Here is a 15,506-nt window from a genome sequence, read left to right as displayed (position 1 = left end):
CACCGCAACCGCACCGCTCCGCGACCGCACAGCACCGCACCGCCGCGAGTTTCAGAAAAGCGATGTGTCTGAATCGGGCTGCATCACTCAGTATCGCTCTCGTTCAGAAAGCCCCGATCCGCGGAGGGTTCTCAGACCACTATCGAGGAGACAGCGTTCCCGTAGCCGAACAGGAACGCGATGATACCGAGCCAGATGACGAGCCACGCGAGCATCGCCGCAGCCATCACCGTGCTCTGTTCGCGGTCGCGCGTCGTGGCCGGGGAGTGAGCCTGTGTCGCCATGTGCGAGGGGAGGTACGGAACGGTCATCGCACCACTGCTTCACAGTGAAGGGCTTGAAGTGCCCCCGGCGGGCAGGCCCCCAGCACCGTCGGAACGGGCCCCGATCAGTCGGCTGTCGCGTCGAACACTTCAGCGACGAGGCGAGCCTGTCCCGCCCTGAGGCGCTGGGAGAGCGCGGACTCGGAGATGTCGAGTTCCGCCGCGAGCGCGGCGTGGTCGGCCCCGTCGCCGAAGTAGCCGCGGCGGATCGCCAGGTCGAGCGCCTCGCGTTGGGCGTCGGTGAGTGCCGAGAGGTCGACCGTCGCGCGCTCGGTCGCGCCGGGGCCCTCCACGACCGCGAGGCGGGCGAGTGCGACGCGTCCGACGGCATCGCGGAGCGCGCTCACGAGATCGCGGACGACGGAGCGGTCGTCGACGTACGTCGTCACGCGCATCGTCCCGGCGTCGACCCCACGAATGCGGGGAACGCAGTCGTGCCGCTGGAAGACGTGACAGAGGCAGTCCTCGTCGACGGAGCCGGTGGCGGTGACGACGCCCGACTCGTCTGCGGGAGTCAGGTCCACGCGGCAGTCGTCGCCGACCGCGTTGACGGTCACCTCGCGGACGTCGTCGTGGTCGTCGACGATGGGACACTCCCACGCGCTGCCGGGTTCGACGTCGAGGTCGACCCGGAGGCAGCCACCGTCCGCGTCACCGGCGTTCGACGACATGATTTGGCGAGGATACCGGTCGGAGAAGTATAGCCCTTCGCACCGGGGGGTGGGGTCGCAAAAGATTGAGACCGTTCCCCCCCGTTCTACTCGACGATCTCGGCGAAGGAGACGTTCTCTCGGACCGCCGTGATCTCCACCGTCACCTCGTCGCCCAGGTCCGCGTCCGGGACGATGACGACGTAGCCGCGCTCGATCTTGGCGATGCCGTCGCCCTGGTCACCGAGCGTCTCGATGGTGACCTCGCGCACTTCGCCCTCGGAGACCGGCGGGCCGTTCGGCGCCGCCGCGGACGCACGGTCGCGCTCGCTCGCGGTCGTCTCCGCGGTCGCGGCCGCGTCAGCCGACGCACCGCCGTCGTGGTCCAGCAGCACGACGCGGTACGTTTCGCCCTCGGACAGCGTTCCGTGTCCGACCTCGGCTTCCGGGACGGTGACGGTGTACCCGCCCGCGCCGTCGTCGTCCACGGTGGCTGTATAGAGACACTTCAGAGAATCAGTTATTTCGACCATACCGACCGATTGCGGGCCGGGGGGAGATAAATCCCCGATTCCCGCGGCGAACGGTGGTCGAGTCCCCCCGCCCCCGACGGGACCGCCGAGACCGCCCGGAACCGATGGGATTATGATTCTTTAGGCTAGCCTAAATACATGGACGATCGGACCCGCACACGGCCGCGGTCGCGTGCCGAGGGTGCGGCCGCGAACCGGGGGAGTGACCGTCGATGATCGGGGCCACGCTCGACGACGTGCGGGGCCACATCGAGTCGCTCGCGACCGCCGACGGCGAGTACGTGCTCCGGTGTGCGCGGACCGGCGATCGGCCGGTCCCGACGACCGGGCTCCGGTTCCCCTCCCGGCCGACCGCCCGCGCGGCGGCGAAGGCGACCGAGCAGTACCGCGCCGCGTTGCGCCGGTACGACCCGCAGGTGCCCTTCCACGACGTGGTCGCCTGTCAGCGTCGCCTTCAGGGCCACCGGGGCCGGGAGGCGACCGGGGACGACGAACGCGACCGCTCCCGTCCCGAGTCCGGAAGCCGGCCGTCGACCGCCGAACGGCGGACCCTGGTCGACTTCTGTCACACAGCCGCCGGCGCGACGTTCGAGGCGATCGAGAACTCCCCCCACCGGGGCGTCGAGACGGCGATCATGGACGCGTATCTGGAGGCGGCCGAGTCGGTGAGCGACCCGGACGAGCTCTGTCTCCACCTCCTCGAGCACGTGGCTCGGGAGGTCGACGACCGACTCGACCCGACCGAGCAGGCGGCCCTGCTGTGCGACGCCGCGGCCCGGCTCCCCGCGCCCTCGACCGCGGCTGCCGACCCCCTGAAAGGCGCGCTGTGCGACCTCCGGTCGGTCGCGTTCCTCGAAGCGTTCGCGGTACACGCCCCCGAGTCGGACCCGACCGTCGACCCCGAGACGACCGCGAACCGCCGGTCGCGGTCGGTCACGCTCCGCGGCTACGCGAGCGCGGACGACGGTGGGGACGCGCTCGTCACGCTCCCGTTCACGCTGGCCCTCCTGAGCCGGGTCGGCGACGCGGACGCGGCCGCGAACGTCTCCGTGACCGCCGCGACCCGACTCGACCCCGCCGATGGTCGATCCCCGGCGTGGCGAATCGCGGTCGCGACCGAGCCCACTACCGATCGCGCGCGCCGCGGGCTGGCGCGCGTCTCGCCCGGCTCCGCGGTGACGAGCGGGTCCGAGTGATCCGTCGCGATCAGAAGCCAAAGCGGAACGGACAGTCACTCCGGAGACTACACAGTAATCAAGAAATGATAACAGACAGAATAGAATATCATTATCATGAATAGAGTATTGTGGTGTTCCTGATGTTGGAATCAACATCCACCGGGATCCACCAATATCATCCGTAAACATGTTTTTTGTCCGGATTACCTTCCATTTTATCCAGGAAAATGGAATCTTCCAGGAATACAAGAGCCGGTTACTTCGTGATCCGGGCTCAGTGTTTATATACCAAATTTCGTAGATTTTTACCGAATAGCCAGAATAAATGAATATAGCTATCGGGGGCGTAACGCCGCCAACGACGACGATCGGAGCCCGTTCCGTTACAGAACTAAGCTCGTAATGGCGAAGCGTCGAAGAGTCGCGACGGAAAACGCAGTTGCCCGTTCGTCCCGCGACGCGGAACGCTACGCGTGGGCGATGTTCAACTCGAGTTCGTTGGCCGTCCCCAGAAGCAGCGTCGGGAGCTCCTCCTCGAAACGGTGGCCGGTGAGTCGGTGGGAGGGGCCGGAGACGCTCAGCGCGCCGATCACGGCACCGTCGGGGCCGCTGATCGGGACGCCGACCGCGTGGAGGCCGTCGAGGTTCTCCTCGCGGTTGAACGCGTAGCCGCGGTCGGCGATCGCGTCGAGCTCGTCCGCGAGCGATTCGGGGTCGGTGATCGTCTCCGACGTGACGCGCTCGAACGACGAGCGTTCGATAATGCGGGACGATTCGGCCGGGTCCATGGCGGCGAGGATGGCCTTGCCGGACGCGGTCGCGTGCAGCGGGATGCGTTTACCGATCTCCGCGTCGGTGTTGACGGCGTGTTCCCCCAGCGCCCGGTGGACGTACACCGCCTGCCCGTGCTCCTCGACGATGAACTGGGCTCGTTCGCCGGTCTCGGCGGCGAGCTCCTCGACCTTGGTGCGAGCCAACCGGTACGCCCGGCGCCGGCTGCGGGCCCGCTCGCCAAGCTCCAGGAACCGGAGCCCCGTGTAGTAGCCGTCCTCCTCGACGACGTAGCCGCGCTCCTTGAGCGTCGCGAGGTGGCGGTGCACCGTGCTCTTGGCGTACGGAAGCGCCGCGGCCGCCTCCGCGAGCGTCACGCCCTCGTTCTCGTGAACGAATTCGACGATATCGAACAGCGTCTCCACCGAACCGACCGTGTCGAGCCCGCCGTGGTCCGTCTCGCCGTTCATACACCCAATATGCGCTTTATCCATATAGTGTTTCGTGTCGTCGAACGCGTCGAAGGACATGGGACGAGGTGGCGCCGCCTGCGACCGCCCGCACCCTCACCTTTATGCGAGCGCCCGCGAAACGCTTTGTCGGCAAATGGTAGAGCGAGACACGGTCAATCTGACCGACCAGCAGCAGCTCGTCCGCGACGCGATCCGGGACATCTGCGCGGACTTCGACGCCGCGTACTGGCGCGAGAAGGACGCGCAGGGGGAGTACCCGCAGGAGTTCGTGGACGCGCTCGCTGATGGAGGATGGTTCGGCGCGCTCCTCCCGGAGGAGCACGGAGGCGCCGGAATGGGTACCGACGAGGTCGTCGTGATGCTCGAGGAGATCGCCGCCTCCGGCGGCGGCTTCAGCGCGGCGCAGGCGGTCCACGGCGCGATCTATAACTCGGTCCCGCTGGTGAAGTACGGGAGCGAGGAGCTGAAGGCCGACCTCCTTCCGGAGGTCGCGCGCGGCGAGACCTCGATACAGGCGTTCGGCCTCACGGAGCCGAACGCGGGGTCGGACTCCACGTCGATCCAGACGAGCGCGGAGCTGGACGGCGACGAGTACGTCGTGAACGGCCAGAAGATCTGGATCTCCCGGGTCGACGCCAGCGACTACCTCGTGTTGATGGCGCGGACGACCCCGCGCGAGGAGGTCGAAAAGCGGACCCGCGGGCTCTCGATGCTGCTCGTCGATCTGGAGGACGCCTACGAGCAGGGCGGCCTGGAGATCGAGAAGATCGACAAGACCGCGAGCAACTTCGTCCACTCCTACGAGCTGTTCTTCGAGGACCTCCGTGTTCCCGCGGAGAACCTGATCGGCGAGGAGGGGCGCGGGTTCTACCAGATGCTCGACGGCCTCAACGAGGAGCGGCTCGCCATCGCGGCCGAGTGCGTCGGCCTCGGCGAGGCCGCCATCGAGGCGGGCGTCTCCTACGCGAACGACCGCGAGGTGTTCGGCGGCCCCATCGGCGCCAACCAGGCGATCCAGCACCCCCTCGCGGAGGCGCACGCCCACGTGCAGGCCGCGAAGGGGATGGTGTACGGCGCCGCGAGCGACGCCGACGACGACGCCGACGCGAAGGCGGTCGGCGCCCGCGCGAACATGGCGAAGTACCTCGCGGCCGAGGCCGCCTTCGACGCGGCGGACGCCGCGGTCCAGACCCACGGCGGCTTCGGTGTCGCCCGCGAGTACGACGTGGAGCGCTACTTCCGGGAGGCACGGCTCACGCGGCTGGTCCCGATCACCCAGCAGCTCGCGTTGAACTACATCGGCGAGAACGTGCTCGGGCTACCGAGATCCTACTGATGACCGACAAACGACTCAAGACCGGCTGGCAGGGACGCTACTACGAGGACTTCGAGGTGGGGGACGTGTACAAACACCCCTACGGACGCACCGTGACGGAGACGGACAACGTCTGGTTCACGAACGTCACCATGAACGTGAACCCGATGCACTTCAACGAGGCGTACGCCGCCGAGACGGAGTTCGGCGAGCGCCTCGTCGACGGGACGTTCGTCATCGCGCTCGCGGTGGGGATGAGCGTGGTCGACGTGTCGATGAACGCGACCGCGAACCTCGGCTACGACGACATCAGGCACCACGCGCCCGTCTTCCACGGTGACACGCTGTTCGCGGAATCGGAGGTCCTCTCGAAGCGGGAGTCCGAGAGCCGCGACCACGTCGGTATGGTCACGACCGAGCTCAGGACGTACAATCAGGACGACGACCTCGTGCTCTCGCTGGAGCGCACGCCGATGGTTCTCAAACGCTCGTACGCCGAGCCCTCGGCGGCGCAGCCCCCCGGCTGGCCCGAGGGCGTCGGCACCCAGCCCGAGGACTGCGAATGAGCGACGGCCGGGTCGAGGACGGGCTTCCGATCGCGTCGGCGGCCGACGCCGCGGCCGAGATCGGGGACGACGACGCGGTCCTCGTCAGCGGCTTCGGGAGCGTGGGCTACCCCAAGGCGGTCCCGTCCGCGCTCGCGTCCGCGGCGGCCGCCGGCGACCGCGACCCGGGGCTAACCGTCGTCAGCGGCGGCAGCGTCGGCCCGGAGATCGACCGCGAACTCGTCGCGGCGGGGGCGGTCGACCGCCGGTTCCCCTACCAGGCGAACGGAACGATCCGGGAGGCGATCAACGCGGGCGAGGTCGCCTTCCACGATCGCAACATCAGTTCGCTGGGCGACGAGGTGCAGTACGGTGGCCTCGTGGATCCCGACGTGGCGATCGTGGAGGCGCTCGCCGTCGGCGGCGACTGGCTGATCCCGACCACCAGCATCGGCCAGACGCCCGCGTTCGTCTCCGCCGCGGACCGACTGATCGTGGAGGTGAACGCGGCCGTCCCGACGGAGGTCGCCCGCTTCCACGACATCTATCGGCGGGGGCGCCCCCCGAACCGGGAGCCGATCCCGCTGTCGGAGCCGGGCGAGCGCATCGGCGACGATCGCCTCTGGTTCGACCCCGCGAAGCTGGTCGCCGTCGTGGAGACGAACGAGCGCGACCGCCCCTACGAGTTCCGCGAACCCACCGCGGACGACCGCGCGATTGCCGACAACCTCCGCGGGTTCCTCGAGGGCGAAGTCGAGCGCTCGCCGCTGTTCGGCGACTCCCTGCGGATCCAGTTCGGCGTCGGGAGCCTCGGCAACGCGCTGATGGCGGCGCTGGGCGATGCGGACCTGGGCGACCGGGACCTGATCTACTTCGGAGAGGTGATACAGGACGGCCTGTTGGACCTGCTGGACGACGGAAAACTGGCGTCGGCGAGCGCGACCTCGCTCGCGCTCTCGGCCGAGGGACAGGACCGCCTGTTCGACGCGGTGGACCGCTACGCCGAGAACGTGGTGTTGCGGCCGGGGGACCTCTCGAACAGCCCCGCCCTGATCGACCGATTCGGCGTCGTCGGCGTCAACAGCGCGCTCGAAGTGGACCTGTTCGGCCACGTCAACTCCACGCACGTCGGCGGCACCGACGTCATGAACGGCGTGGGCGGGAGCGCGGACTTCAATCGCAACGCAGTGCTTTCGGTCCTCGCGCTCCCGTCGACCGCGAAAGGGGGCGACGTCTCCCGCATCGTGCCGATGGTTCCCCACGTCGACCACACCGAGCACGACATCGACGTGGTCGTGACCGAGCGCGGGGTCGCCGACCTGCGGGGGAACGACCCGCGGGAGACCGCGAGCGCGCTCATTGACGCCTGCGCGCACCCCGACTACGCGGGCGACTTGCGGGGATACCTCGAGGAGGCCGGTCGGGCCGGCAGTCACGTGCCGCACGACCTCGACGCCGCCTTCGACTGGCGTAGCGACCGCTGACCGTCCACCGCACGGACCGATCGACCGCTGCGGCGCAGATTTTTGCCGACGGGGCGGGTCGCCGAATTCCCAACCGATATGTGCCGATCCGCCAATACGCGAACGTGAAACAGATACGCTTCCGAGACGACGCGGGCACGACGCGCACCGGCGAGTACGACGACGGCACGATCACCGCCGCGGGGCGAACGTACGCGGTCGACGACGTCGAGGTGCTCCCGCCGTGTGAGCCGACGAAGATCGTCTGCATCGGCCGCAACTACGCGAAGCACGCGGAGGAGCTCGGCAACGACGTGCCGGACCGCCCCCTGCTGTTCCTCAAGCCGCCGAACGCGCTGTCGGCACACGGCGACACGGTCACGCTGCCCGAGGGCAAGGAGAAGGTCGAACACGAGGCCGAGCTCTGCGTCGTCATCGGCGAGCAGGCACGGAACGTCGACGCCGCGGACGCCGAGGACGTGATCGCGGGTTACACCTGCATGAACGACGTGTCGAACCGCGACGACCAGCGCAAGGAGAAGAACTGGGTGCGCGGTAAGGCGTTCGACAACGCCGCCCCGCTCGGCCCGGTGCTGGCCTCGCCCGACGAACTCCCCGCGGACGCGACCGTCAGCGCGCGCGTCAACGGCGAGACGCGTCAGGAGTCGACCATCGAACACATGATCTTCGAGATCCCGGAGCTGATCGAGGAGATCACCCAGTACCTCACGCTCGAAGAAGGCGACGTGATCGCGACGGGCACGCCGGAGGGCGTCGGCCCGCTCGCCGACGGTGACCGCGTCGAGATCGAGGTCGAGGGCGTCGGCACGCTGGAGCACTACGTCGCGGAGTAGCGCTTCGAGGCGGCCGCGAGGCCGTACCCGACTCCCGGTGCCGCTCGTCCGCCCGTCACTCCATCGCGACCAGCACCGGCCGATCGGCGGACAGGAGCACCGACTGCGTGACGCTCCCGAACAGTACCTTTCCCGCCGGAGATCGCTTGCGACCGGAGATCGCGATCAGGTCGGCGTCGACCTCGTCGGCCGCCTCGGTGATCCGCTCGGCGGGGTCGCCGTGCTCGCGCCGGTGCTCGGGGTCGCGTCCGGCGCCGGCGAGGATCTCGCTCGCCGCGTCGACGCTCTCGGGGAATTCCTCGGGGTCGTAGATGTCGTCGCTGCTGACTTGTCGCCCCTCGTCGGTCCCCTGGAAGTCCTCGAACACGTTCAACAGGACGGTCTCGACCGACCCCGGGTCCCCGGGGAGGTCCGCGACCGCCCGCGCGACGGCTTCCGCACGCTCCTCGTTCGAGTCGACAGCCACCAGTACGCGGTACATGAATGACCGCTCGCGGCGTGACCCCATAAATGCACCTCCGGAGGTGGGAGCGAATCGAGATGGCGCGAAATGAGGCGAGGCGGAGCGAGGCCGAACGCCGGTCAGTCGACCCGGTTCTCCAGGTCCGCGTACGACCCCGTCTCGTCCACGCGGTCGAGGTTCCGGGAGAGGATGTCCGCGACGCGCTCCAGGTAGCGCGGCGTGTACCCCGAGACATGGGAGGTGACGTAGGCGTTCCCGAGCGACCAGAGGGGGTGGTCCGCGGGCAGCGGCTCGGGGTCGGTCACGTCGAGCGCCGCGGCGTGGAGGTCGTTCTTCCGGAGCGCCGTCACGAGCGCGTCGGTGTCCACGACCGGCCCGCGAGCGATGTTGACGAGGACGGCGTCGACCGGGAGCGCAGCGAGCTCGTCGCCGCCGATCAGTCCCTGCGTCGTCTCCGTCAACGGGCAGGCGACGACGACGTAGTCGACGCCGACGAACGCCTCCAGTAGCTCGTCGAAGCCGTACACCTCGTCCGTCGGGCCCCCTTTCTCGGGCGTGTACCGCACGCCGACCGTCTCGACGCCGAACCCCTCCAAGCGTTCCACGACGGCGGTCCCGATGGCGCCAAGACCGACCACGCAGATGCGGGAGCCCTGCAGCTCGCCGAACGCCTGAAAGTGGCGCCACTCGGCGCGCTCCTGCCGGCGGAGCCCCTCGTCGAGCCGCCGGGTGATCATCAGGATGGTGCCGATGACGTGTTCGGCGATGTTCGGGCCGTGGACGCCCGAGGCGCTGGTCACGGCGACGCCGCGCTCGCGGAACGCGTCCATGTCGAGCCGGTCAGTGCCGGCGGAGGTGCACGCGAACAGCCGCAGGTCGTCCGCGAGCTCGAGCAGGTCCGCGTCGAGGTCGCTCCCGACAATGACCTCGGCATCGGGCACCAGTTCGCGCTCCGCGGCGGCCGATTCCGCCAGCGTGACGCTCCTGTCGTCGACCCGCTCGCGGAGCGCGTCGACGCACTCTGCGGCCGGAATTCCGTGGACGCCGTGGTTCAGAACGACGATGTCTGCCATGCGGTACCCTCGGCGCCGGATTACTAATGTTCACGGGTGGGAGGCCCTCGCTCCGACGGTGCCGCCCTACCACGCCCGCTCCAGAGCGGCCTCCGCGTCCTCGACCGTTACCGTCAGTCCGGGCGGCGCGGCCGCCAGCACGCCGTGGTCGGCGACGTACTCCGCGATCGGTCGGAGGTCGTCGCGGGAGACGCCCTCGAGGTCGCGGAGGCGAGTCGGCACGCCGAGCGAGTCCCGAACCTCCCGGACGGCAGCGACGACCGCGTCCGCAATCTCCGCGTCCGACCGCCCGGCCGTCTCCACGTCGAGCCCCTCGGCGAGGAGCCGCCGGCGCCCGTCGACGTTGTCGAGAACGAACCGGAGGACGTGGGGGGCCATCACGGCGTGTGCGACGCCCTGCTGGACCGGATAGCGGCGCGAGAGGGCCTGCCCGAACGCGTGGATCACGTTGATCCGGCTCTCGTACTGCACCAGGATCATGCCGACGACGGCGCGGTCGACCGCCGTCGGGTCCTCCCCGTCGAGGCCCGGGAGGCCGGCGACGAGGTGGCGCAGGCCGTGGGTGGCGGTCGCGTCCGTGACGGGCGAGCCGCCCGCGGCGTAGACCGTCTCGAGCCCCTTGTTGAAGCCGTTCATCGCCGACCCCGCGAGCGGACCGTGCGGCGTCGTCTCGAACAGCGCGGGGTCCTCCACGACGAGCGTCGGCGGGACGGTCCAGCTGGCGACGACCGGCTGGCCCGTCGGCGACGCCTCCCGCGGGAGGACGACGAGGCTCCCGCCGGCCGACAGATCAGCGCCGGTCAGCGTCGTGGGCACGACCGCGACGGGCGTGAGCGGTCCGTCGGGGTCGGGCGTCGAGACGGTGCCGTCCGCCTCCGCCGACGCGCGGAGCTCCTCGGCGGACCGACCGTCCGCCGCGAGCGCGCTCATCTGCCTGGCGACGTTGAGGCTGCTGCCGCCGCCGACGCCGACGATGGCGTCCGCGTCGGCCGCGTGGAGCGCCTCGACGGCGTCGGCGGCCGTCTCGATGGACTTGGCCGAACTCGTCTCGTCGAAGACCCCGGCGAGCCGGTCGCCGAGCCCCTCGCGCACCGGCCCCATCACGGCCTCGTTGGCGCCGACGTTTGACCCACAGACCACGAGCGCGCGGTCGATCCCGGCGGCAGCGAGCCGGTCGCCGAGCTCCGCGACGCGGCCTCGGCCGTATATCACGTCGCTCCCGAGGTACTCGAACTCGAAGGCGTCTGCTGGCTGGAACACGGTCGTACGTCGGCCGAAGCGGTCTTAACTGTGCGGTTGCGCGCAGGCGTCACGCTTCCGGTGGGCGTGAGGCGGCCTCAGCCGAGCCGGAACTCGTCGGCGACGCCAAGGTCCGCAGCGAGGGCCGCGAGCGCCTCGAGAGTGCGGTCGCCGACCGGGACCCCCTCCCGCTCGCGCTCCGCGCGTGTCCGGTGTTCCGGTGCGCCGGGAAGCAGCGGTCGGTCCCCGTCCATCGCGTCCGGACGCTCGACCGCCGCCGAGAGCGTCGCGTCCGCGAAGTAGTCGTCGAGCGTCGTCACGGCCTCGCGGACGCGCTCGCGGGAGGTGAACCGCGCCGGGTCGATCAGGACGAACGCCGCCGCGTTGTTCACCGACCCCGGTTCCCCCTCGCCGAACACCTCGCCGCCGCCCACGACGCCCGCGAGCAGCTCCGCGACGACGGAGAGCCCGAACCCCTTGTGGCCCGCCGAGCGACCGCCGAGCGGGAGCAGCGCGCCGGCTCCGTCCTCGAACGCGTCCGCGTCGGCGACGTGACTGCCCTCCGCGGTCACCGTCCACGCGGGCGGGAGCGGCTCGCCCTCGACGCTCCGCTTCGTCACCTTGCCGTGGGCGACCTGGCTCGTGGCGATGTCCAGCACGACCGGGTGCGGGGCCGCGCCGAACGTCGGGATGCCGACGGCGATGGGGTTCGTCGAGAACAGGCGCTCGGCGCTGCCCGGAACCGTCACCGTTCGCCCCGCCAGCCCGGTGTTGACGAACGCGAGAAGGGCGAACCCCTCGGCGGCCGCGCGCTCGGCCCACTCGCCGATCCGGCCCATATGGGCGCCGTTTTTCACCCCGACGGCCGCGACGCCGCGCTCCGCGGCGACCTCGACCGCCGCGTCGACGGCCGCCCGCCCCGTCAGCTGGCCGAACCCTCGGTTACCGTCGACGCGGAGCGCTCCCGGGTCCGCGTCGTCGACGGTCGGACTCGCCGCCGGGTCGAGGGTCCCCTCGTCGACCATCGGCGCGTACATCGTCGCGAGGCGGACGACGCCGTGTGAGGCGTGCCCGCAGAGGTCCGCGTCGACGAGCGAGGCGGCCACCTTCGCGGCCGCTGGGTCGGGCGTTCCGAGCGCTTCGAGGAGCACCGTCGCTCCCGCCTCTAGCCGGGCGGGGGCTATCCGTGGCATACCTCCGCATACGCGGCGGGGAATGAAGCGTTTTCGGCGCGGGGGCGGTGGAGCGTGCGAGCCGGGAGCGCGGGCCGCGCACGCTGCCGCACGAGGAGGGGGGAACGGCCGGAGCCCCAACAGTCAAGCCGCTCCGATCCGACTGACGGGTATGAGTTGGGAAGCGGAGATAGTGGACGGACTGCTCGACGCCGAGATCGACCTCGTGACGCAGCTCCCGGACGGCGCGATGGGCGCGGTCCTGGAGGGGATACAGGAGTCGGACGTGGACACGCTGCGCGTCGAGCGCGAGGAGAGCGCGATCGCGGCGGCCTCCGGCGCGTGGGTGACCGGCGAGCGCGCGGCCGTGATGTGTCAGTCGAGCGGCCTCGCGAACGCGATCAACGCCATCGGCTCGCTGTCGGCGCCGGCGCGGCTGCCGTTCCTCGCGCTGGTGACGCGCCGGGGCGACCTCGGCGAGTTCAACGTCGCGCAGGTGCCCGCGGGCTACGGCCTGCCGGGGATGATGGACGAGATGGGGATCAGACACACCGTGGTCGAGGAGCCGGGGACGCTCCGGAAGACGGTGCGGATGGCGGCCGACTCAGCCTTCTCGACGCGGACGCCGTACGTGGTGTTCCTCGACGCGACCGTCACCGGCTACGGACAGGAGGCGCAGTGATGGCGGCCGACCAGTTCGCCTGCACGGCCGCGGTCATCGAGGAGACGCCGGACGCGGTCGTCGTCTCGAACCTCGGCGTGGCTTCCTACGTCCTCGCGGAGGTCGGCGACCGCGAGCGCAACTTCTACCTCTGGGGGAGCATGGGGTCGACGACCGCGACCGGCGTCGGCGTCGCCCACGGCACCGACGAGCAGGTGACGGTGCTGGCGGGCGACGGATCGCTGACGATGTCGCTCGGCGTGTGCTCGACGGTCGCGACCGCCGACCAGTCGAACCTCACCGTGGTCTGCTTCGACAACGGCATCTACGGGACGACCGGCGGCCAGCCGACCCCCTCCATCGACTTCGCGGCCGCCGCGGAGGCGCAGGGGCTCCCCGCGGAGCGGGTCGACTCGGACGACGAGTTCGCCGCGGCCTACGCCGACGCCGTCGCCCGCGACGGCCCCTCCCTGATCGAGTGCACCGTCGAACCGACCGACCCCGAGGCGCGCCCGACGTTCGACTTCCCGCACATCCCGCGCCGCGTCCGCGACTCGCTGACGGAGTAGCTCGCTCGGCCGCGAGGTCGGCTGACCGCGAGTCATCCAAGAGTCATCCAAAAGTCGTCCGCGAGCCGCCGTCCGCGAGGCCGGCCGCCCCGTTCCCGGCGGAAACCGCCGCGACCGGCTACGCCTTTTTGTCGGTCCGCGTCGTACCGCCTACCATGGTAGACCACCTCGCGTACACGGAGGTCCCGGACAACTCCGACCACGACGGCTTCGAGCAGCACGTGCTGCTGTACAGCTACAACCAGATGCTGACTCACAACGTCATCGAGCCGGGCGCGGAGTCGCCGTACCACAACCACCCCCACGAACAGATCGGCTACGTCGTCAGCGGGACGGGCACCCAGATCGTCGACGGCGAGGAGTACGAGCTGACACCCGGGACGTGTTACCTGCTGGAGTCCGGCGAGAAGCACGCGATGCGCGCGGACGGGGACGAGCCGCTGGAGGTACTCGACATCTTCCATCCCGTCCGCGAGGACTACATCCCGGAGTGAGGACCGTCTCGGACCCCACGACCGCGGCTACTCCGGCGCGTTCGCGAGGTCCCACCCGATGAATCCCTCCTCGATCGGCACGTCGAGCGCCTGCATCGACCGGACGATGGTCGCGTACGTGCCGGCGAGCATCCCCACCGCGACGAGCGTCCCGTCGTCGTAGTGCGCGCTCACGCGGTCGTGGAGGTCGTCGTCGACCGCGCCGATGAGGTACGCGCGAACGTACGAAAGCAGCGCGGCCTCGCCCTCGTCGAACCGCTCCAGCGCGTTCGCGCCGACGGCCCTGATGTCGTCGGCCGGGAGCCCGGCGCTCAGCGCGATGCGACCGTGCTGGTGCCAGACGTACCGCGAGTCCAGCTCGCGCGCGACCCGGAGAATCACCAGTTCGCGCGTTCGCGGGTCGAGGTCCGCGTCGTTCCACAGCGACCCGGCGAACTCCCGGAACGCGACGAGGGCGGGCGGGTTCCGGCCGAAGGCGGCGTACACGTTGCGCTCGGCGCCGGACATCAGGTGTCTGTACTCGGGAGCCAGATCCGCCGGCTCTCGAAACGCCGCGATGAGGTGCTGATGCTCGTCCGGGAGGTCCGACCGCTCCGCGAGGCGCATTCGTGCCATGATCACGTGTCACGATGAGTCTACTTAGCGTTTCGGCACCGCGGAGCGTCGGCCCTCGCGGCGGCCGACAGCGGCCAGCCTCCGGGCCGAGCCGCCGAATCCGCTCCGAGAAACGCCGCCGGTAGACGACCGGAACGCGAGCCGGCGTCCGTACGAAGGTTCATTATCGGCCGCGACGACGCTGAGACGTGAACCGAGAGAACGATCTGCGGCGGAGCGTGGAGCGCGGCGACCCGGTCTTCGGCGCGAGCGCGGCGACGTTCTCGCCGGCGGCCGTCGAGACGTTCGGCGCGCTCGGGCTCGACTTCGTCTGGCTCGACTTCGAGCACGCCGGGCCGAGCCCCTACGACAGCACCGTCTTCGAGGACCTGACGCGCGCCGCGGAGGCGGCGGACATCGAACTGTTCGTCCGGCTTCCCTCCGGCGACCCGCCGCTCGTGCGGAAGGTGCTCGACGCGGGCGTCAGAACGGTCCTGATCCCGCGGGTCGAGACCGCCGCGGAGGTCCGCGAGGCCGTCGCGGCGGCGCGGTTCGCGGTCGACGGCGAGCCCGCGGACCGCGGGATCGGCGTCGGTCGCGGCTCGACGTGGGGCGCGGACTTCGCGGACCACGCCGCCCGCGAGGATGCGGAGACGTTCGTCGGCGTCATGATCGAGAACGAGACGGCCGTCGAGAACCTCGACGAGATCCTCGACGTGTCCGGGCTCGGCTTCGCCTTCCTCGGGCCGGCGGACCTCTCCGTCTCCGTCGGTCATCCGATGCAGAAGGACCACCCCGAGGTCGAGGCGCTCGTGGAGCGGGCCGAGACGGCCATCGCCGCGTCGGACGTGTCGCTTGCGGGCATTCACAACGACCCCGACGCGATCCGGGAGGCGGTCGACGACGGCTACCGGATCGTCCGCATGGGCGGAGAGCTGAGCGCCGCGCGACAGGTGCTCTCCGACCGGCTCGACGCCATCGACCGCTGAGCCCCGATCTCGACCCCCGACTCGACCGCGAAAACCCGACCCGACTCGACCGCGGAACGAGAACCGCGACTCGGCCGTGAGCCGACGACGCGGAATCCGTTCCCGTATGTATTTTTCCTTCCCTGCGACTGTACATCATTACGAAAC

General features: G+C 70.0%; 18 protein-coding genes. 9 read left to right on the top strand and 9 right to left on the bottom strand.

Going from position 1 to position 15,506, the window contains the following annotated elements:
* Positions 1-131: 131 nt before the first annotated feature.
* The 3 genes from AN233_RS01065 to AN233_RS01055 all read right to left on the bottom strand — a co-directional run bounded on the left by AN233_RS01065 (position 132) and on the right by AN233_RS01055 (position 1,506).
* Positions 132-311 (bottom strand): hypothetical protein, encoded by a 180-nt coding sequence (locus AN233_RS01065; RefSeq protein WP_058365033.1) that lies wholly within the window; start codon positions 309-311, stop codon positions 132-134.
* Positions 312-388: 77 nt separating this feature from the next.
* Positions 389-994, bottom strand: coding sequence for a helix-turn-helix domain-containing protein (locus AN233_RS01060; RefSeq protein ID WP_058365032.1), 606 nt, complete (start codon positions 992-994; stop codon positions 389-391).
* Between the two features lie 86 nt (positions 995-1,080).
* Positions 1,081-1,506, bottom strand: a complete 426-nt coding sequence (locus AN233_RS01055) for a TRAM domain-containing protein (protein ID WP_058365031.1) — start codon at positions 1,504-1,506, stop codon at positions 1,081-1,083.
* Between the two features lie 212 nt (positions 1,507-1,718).
* On the opposite strand from AN233_RS01055, the gene AN233_RS01050 reads away from it, so the two are divergent.
* A complete protein-coding gene (locus AN233_RS01050; RefSeq protein WP_058365030.1) occupies positions 1,719-2,702 on the top strand; it encodes a DUF7551 domain-containing protein in 984 nt (327 codons plus the stop codon).
* A gap of 449 nt (positions 2,703-3,151) precedes the next feature.
* On the opposite strand, the gene AN233_RS01045 is transcribed toward AN233_RS01050, so the two are convergent.
* A complete protein-coding gene (locus AN233_RS01045) occupies positions 3,152-3,925 on the bottom strand; it encodes an IclR family transcriptional regulator (RefSeq protein ID WP_094192395.1) in 774 nt (257 codons plus the stop codon).
* Positions 3,926-4,061: 136 nt separating this feature from the next.
* Between AN233_RS01045 and AN233_RS01040 the strand changes: the two genes are divergently transcribed.
* From AN233_RS01040 to AN233_RS01025, 4 genes are all read left to right on the top strand, one after another.
* Positions 4,062-5,264, top strand: a complete 1,203-nt coding sequence (locus AN233_RS01040; protein ID WP_058365029.1) for an acyl-CoA dehydrogenase family protein — start codon at positions 4,062-4,064, stop codon at positions 5,262-5,264.
* Positions 5,264-5,809, top strand: a complete 546-nt coding sequence (locus tag AN233_RS01035) for a MaoC family dehydratase (protein ID WP_058365028.1) — start codon at positions 5,264-5,266, stop codon at positions 5,807-5,809. The genes AN233_RS01040 and AN233_RS01035 overlap by 1 nt, the downstream gene beginning before the upstream one ends.
* A complete protein-coding gene (locus tag AN233_RS01030) occupies positions 5,806-7,272 on the top strand; it encodes an acetyl-CoA hydrolase/transferase C-terminal domain-containing protein (protein WP_058365027.1) in 1,467 nt (488 codons plus the stop codon). Before AN233_RS01035 ends, AN233_RS01030 begins: the two co-directional genes overlap by 4 nt.
* 104 nt (positions 7,273-7,376) lie before the next feature.
* Entirely contained in the window at positions 7,377-8,105 is a 729-nt protein-coding gene (locus AN233_RS01025; RefSeq protein WP_058365026.1) for a fumarylacetoacetate hydrolase family protein, read from the top strand.
* A gap of 55 nt (positions 8,106-8,160) precedes the next feature.
* On the opposite strand, the gene AN233_RS01020 is transcribed toward AN233_RS01025, so the two are convergent.
* From AN233_RS01020 to AN233_RS01005, 4 genes are all read right to left on the bottom strand, one after another.
* Entirely contained in the window at positions 8,161-8,586 is a 426-nt protein-coding gene (locus tag AN233_RS01020) for a universal stress protein (protein WP_058365025.1), read from the bottom strand.
* Positions 8,587-8,687: 101 nt separating this feature from the next.
* On the bottom strand, positions 8,688-9,641 hold the full coding sequence (locus AN233_RS01015; protein WP_058365024.1) for a D-2-hydroxyacid dehydrogenase: 954 nt from the start codon (positions 9,639-9,641) through the stop codon (positions 8,688-8,690).
* A gap of 66 nt (positions 9,642-9,707) precedes the next feature.
* The gene (locus tag AN233_RS01010; protein ID WP_058365023.1) at positions 9,708-10,901 is read right to left on the bottom strand and encodes an iron-containing alcohol dehydrogenase family protein; all 1,194 of its coding nucleotides are present in this window, start codon (positions 10,899-10,901) and stop codon (positions 9,708-9,710) included.
* Positions 10,902-10,978: 77 nt separating this feature from the next.
* Positions 10,979-12,073 (bottom strand): Ldh family oxidoreductase, encoded by a 1,095-nt coding sequence (locus AN233_RS01005; RefSeq protein WP_058365022.1) that lies wholly within the window; start codon positions 12,071-12,073, stop codon positions 10,979-10,981.
* Positions 12,074-12,224: 151 nt separating this feature from the next.
* Between AN233_RS01005 and AN233_RS01000 the strand changes: the two genes are divergently transcribed.
* The 3 genes from AN233_RS01000 (at position 12,225) to AN233_RS00990 (ending at position 13,776) form a co-directional block, all read left to right on the top strand.
* On the top strand, positions 12,225-12,734 hold the full coding sequence (locus tag AN233_RS01000) for a thiamine pyrophosphate-binding protein (RefSeq protein ID WP_176696597.1): 510 nt from the start codon (positions 12,225-12,227) through the stop codon (positions 12,732-12,734).
* Positions 12,734-13,282 (top strand): thiamine pyrophosphate-dependent enzyme, encoded by a 549-nt coding sequence (locus tag AN233_RS00995; RefSeq protein ID WP_058365020.1) that lies wholly within the window; start codon positions 12,734-12,736, stop codon positions 13,280-13,282. Before AN233_RS01000 ends, AN233_RS00995 begins: the two co-directional genes overlap by 1 nt.
* A 155-nt stretch (positions 13,283-13,437) precedes the next feature.
* Complete coding sequence (locus AN233_RS00990; protein WP_058365019.1) at positions 13,438-13,776, top strand: cupin domain-containing protein; 339 nt, start codon at positions 13,438-13,440, stop codon at positions 13,774-13,776.
* 27 nt (positions 13,777-13,803) lie between these two features.
* On the opposite strand, the gene AN233_RS00985 is transcribed toward AN233_RS00990, so the two are convergent.
* Positions 13,804-14,391, bottom strand: a complete 588-nt coding sequence (locus tag AN233_RS00985) for a carboxymuconolactone decarboxylase family protein (protein ID WP_080508271.1) — start codon at positions 14,389-14,391, stop codon at positions 13,804-13,806.
* A 188-nt stretch (positions 14,392-14,579) separates the two neighbouring features.
* Here AN233_RS00985 and AN233_RS00980 point away from each other — a divergent pair, with 188 nt between their 5' ends.
* Positions 14,580-15,359 (top strand): HpcH/HpaI aldolase family protein, encoded by a 780-nt coding sequence (locus AN233_RS00980; RefSeq protein ID WP_058365017.1) that lies wholly within the window; start codon positions 14,580-14,582, stop codon positions 15,357-15,359.
* Positions 15,360-15,506 lie beyond the last annotated feature (147 nt).

Source organism: Haloparvum sedimenti (assembly GCF_001462205.1).
Taxonomy (GTDB): Archaea; Halobacteriota; Halobacteria; order Halobacteriales; family Haloferacaceae; genus Haloparvum; species Haloparvum sedimenti.
The sequence above is the reverse complement of the archived record's forward strand: the minus strand, read 5'-3'. Positions and strand labels throughout refer to the sequence as shown.

Bases quoted from the DNA above. Each gene is read 5' to 3' on its own strand.
- AN233_RS01055 (WP_058365031.1), bottom strand. From the start codon at position 1,506: ATGGTCGAAATAACTGATTCTCTGAAGTGTCTCTATACAGCCACCGTG.
- AN233_RS01015 (WP_058365024.1), bottom strand. From the start codon at position 9,641: ATGGCAGACATCGTCGTTCTGAACCACGGCGTCCACGGAATTCCGGCC.
- AN233_RS00985 (WP_080508271.1), bottom strand. From the start codon at position 14,391: ATGGCACGAATGCGCCTCGCGGAGCGGTCGGACCTCCCGGACGAGCAT.
- AN233_RS01000 (WP_176696597.1), top strand. From the start codon at position 12,225: ATGAGTTGGGAAGCGGAGATAGTGGACGGACTGCTCGACGCCGAGATC.
- AN233_RS01050 (WP_058365030.1), top strand. From the start codon at position 1,719: ATGATCGGGGCCACGCTCGACGACGTGCGGGGCCACATCGAGTCGCTC.
- AN233_RS01060 (WP_058365032.1), bottom strand. From the start codon at position 994: ATGTCGTCGAACGCCGGTGACGCGGACGGTGGCTGCCTCCGGGTCGAC.
- AN233_RS01035 (WP_058365028.1), top strand. From the start codon at position 5,264: ATGACCGACAAACGACTCAAGACCGGCTGGCAGGGACGCTACTACGAG.
- AN233_RS01020 (WP_058365025.1), bottom strand. From the start codon at position 8,586: ATGTACCGCGTACTGGTGGCTGTCGACTCGAACGAGGAGCGTGCGGAA.
- AN233_RS01065 (WP_058365033.1), bottom strand. From the start codon at position 311: ATGACCGTTCCGTACCTCCCCTCGCACATGGCGACACAGGCTCACTCC.
- AN233_RS00990 (WP_058365019.1), top strand. From the start codon at position 13,438: ATGGTAGACCACCTCGCGTACACGGAGGTCCCGGACAACTCCGACCAC.
- AN233_RS01040 (WP_058365029.1), top strand. From the start codon at position 4,062: ATGGTAGAGCGAGACACGGTCAATCTGACCGACCAGCAGCAGCTCGTC.
- AN233_RS01030 (WP_058365027.1), top strand. From the start codon at position 5,806: ATGAGCGACGGCCGGGTCGAGGACGGGCTTCCGATCGCGTCGGCGGCC.
- AN233_RS00995 (WP_058365020.1), top strand. From the start codon at position 12,734: ATGGCGGCCGACCAGTTCGCCTGCACGGCCGCGGTCATCGAGGAGACG.
- AN233_RS01045 (WP_094192395.1), bottom strand. From the start codon at position 3,925: ATGAACGGCGAGACGGACCACGGCGGGCTCGACACGGTCGGTTCGGTG.
- AN233_RS01005 (WP_058365022.1), bottom strand. From the start codon at position 12,073: ATGCCACGGATAGCCCCCGCCCGGCTAGAGGCGGGAGCGACGGTGCTC.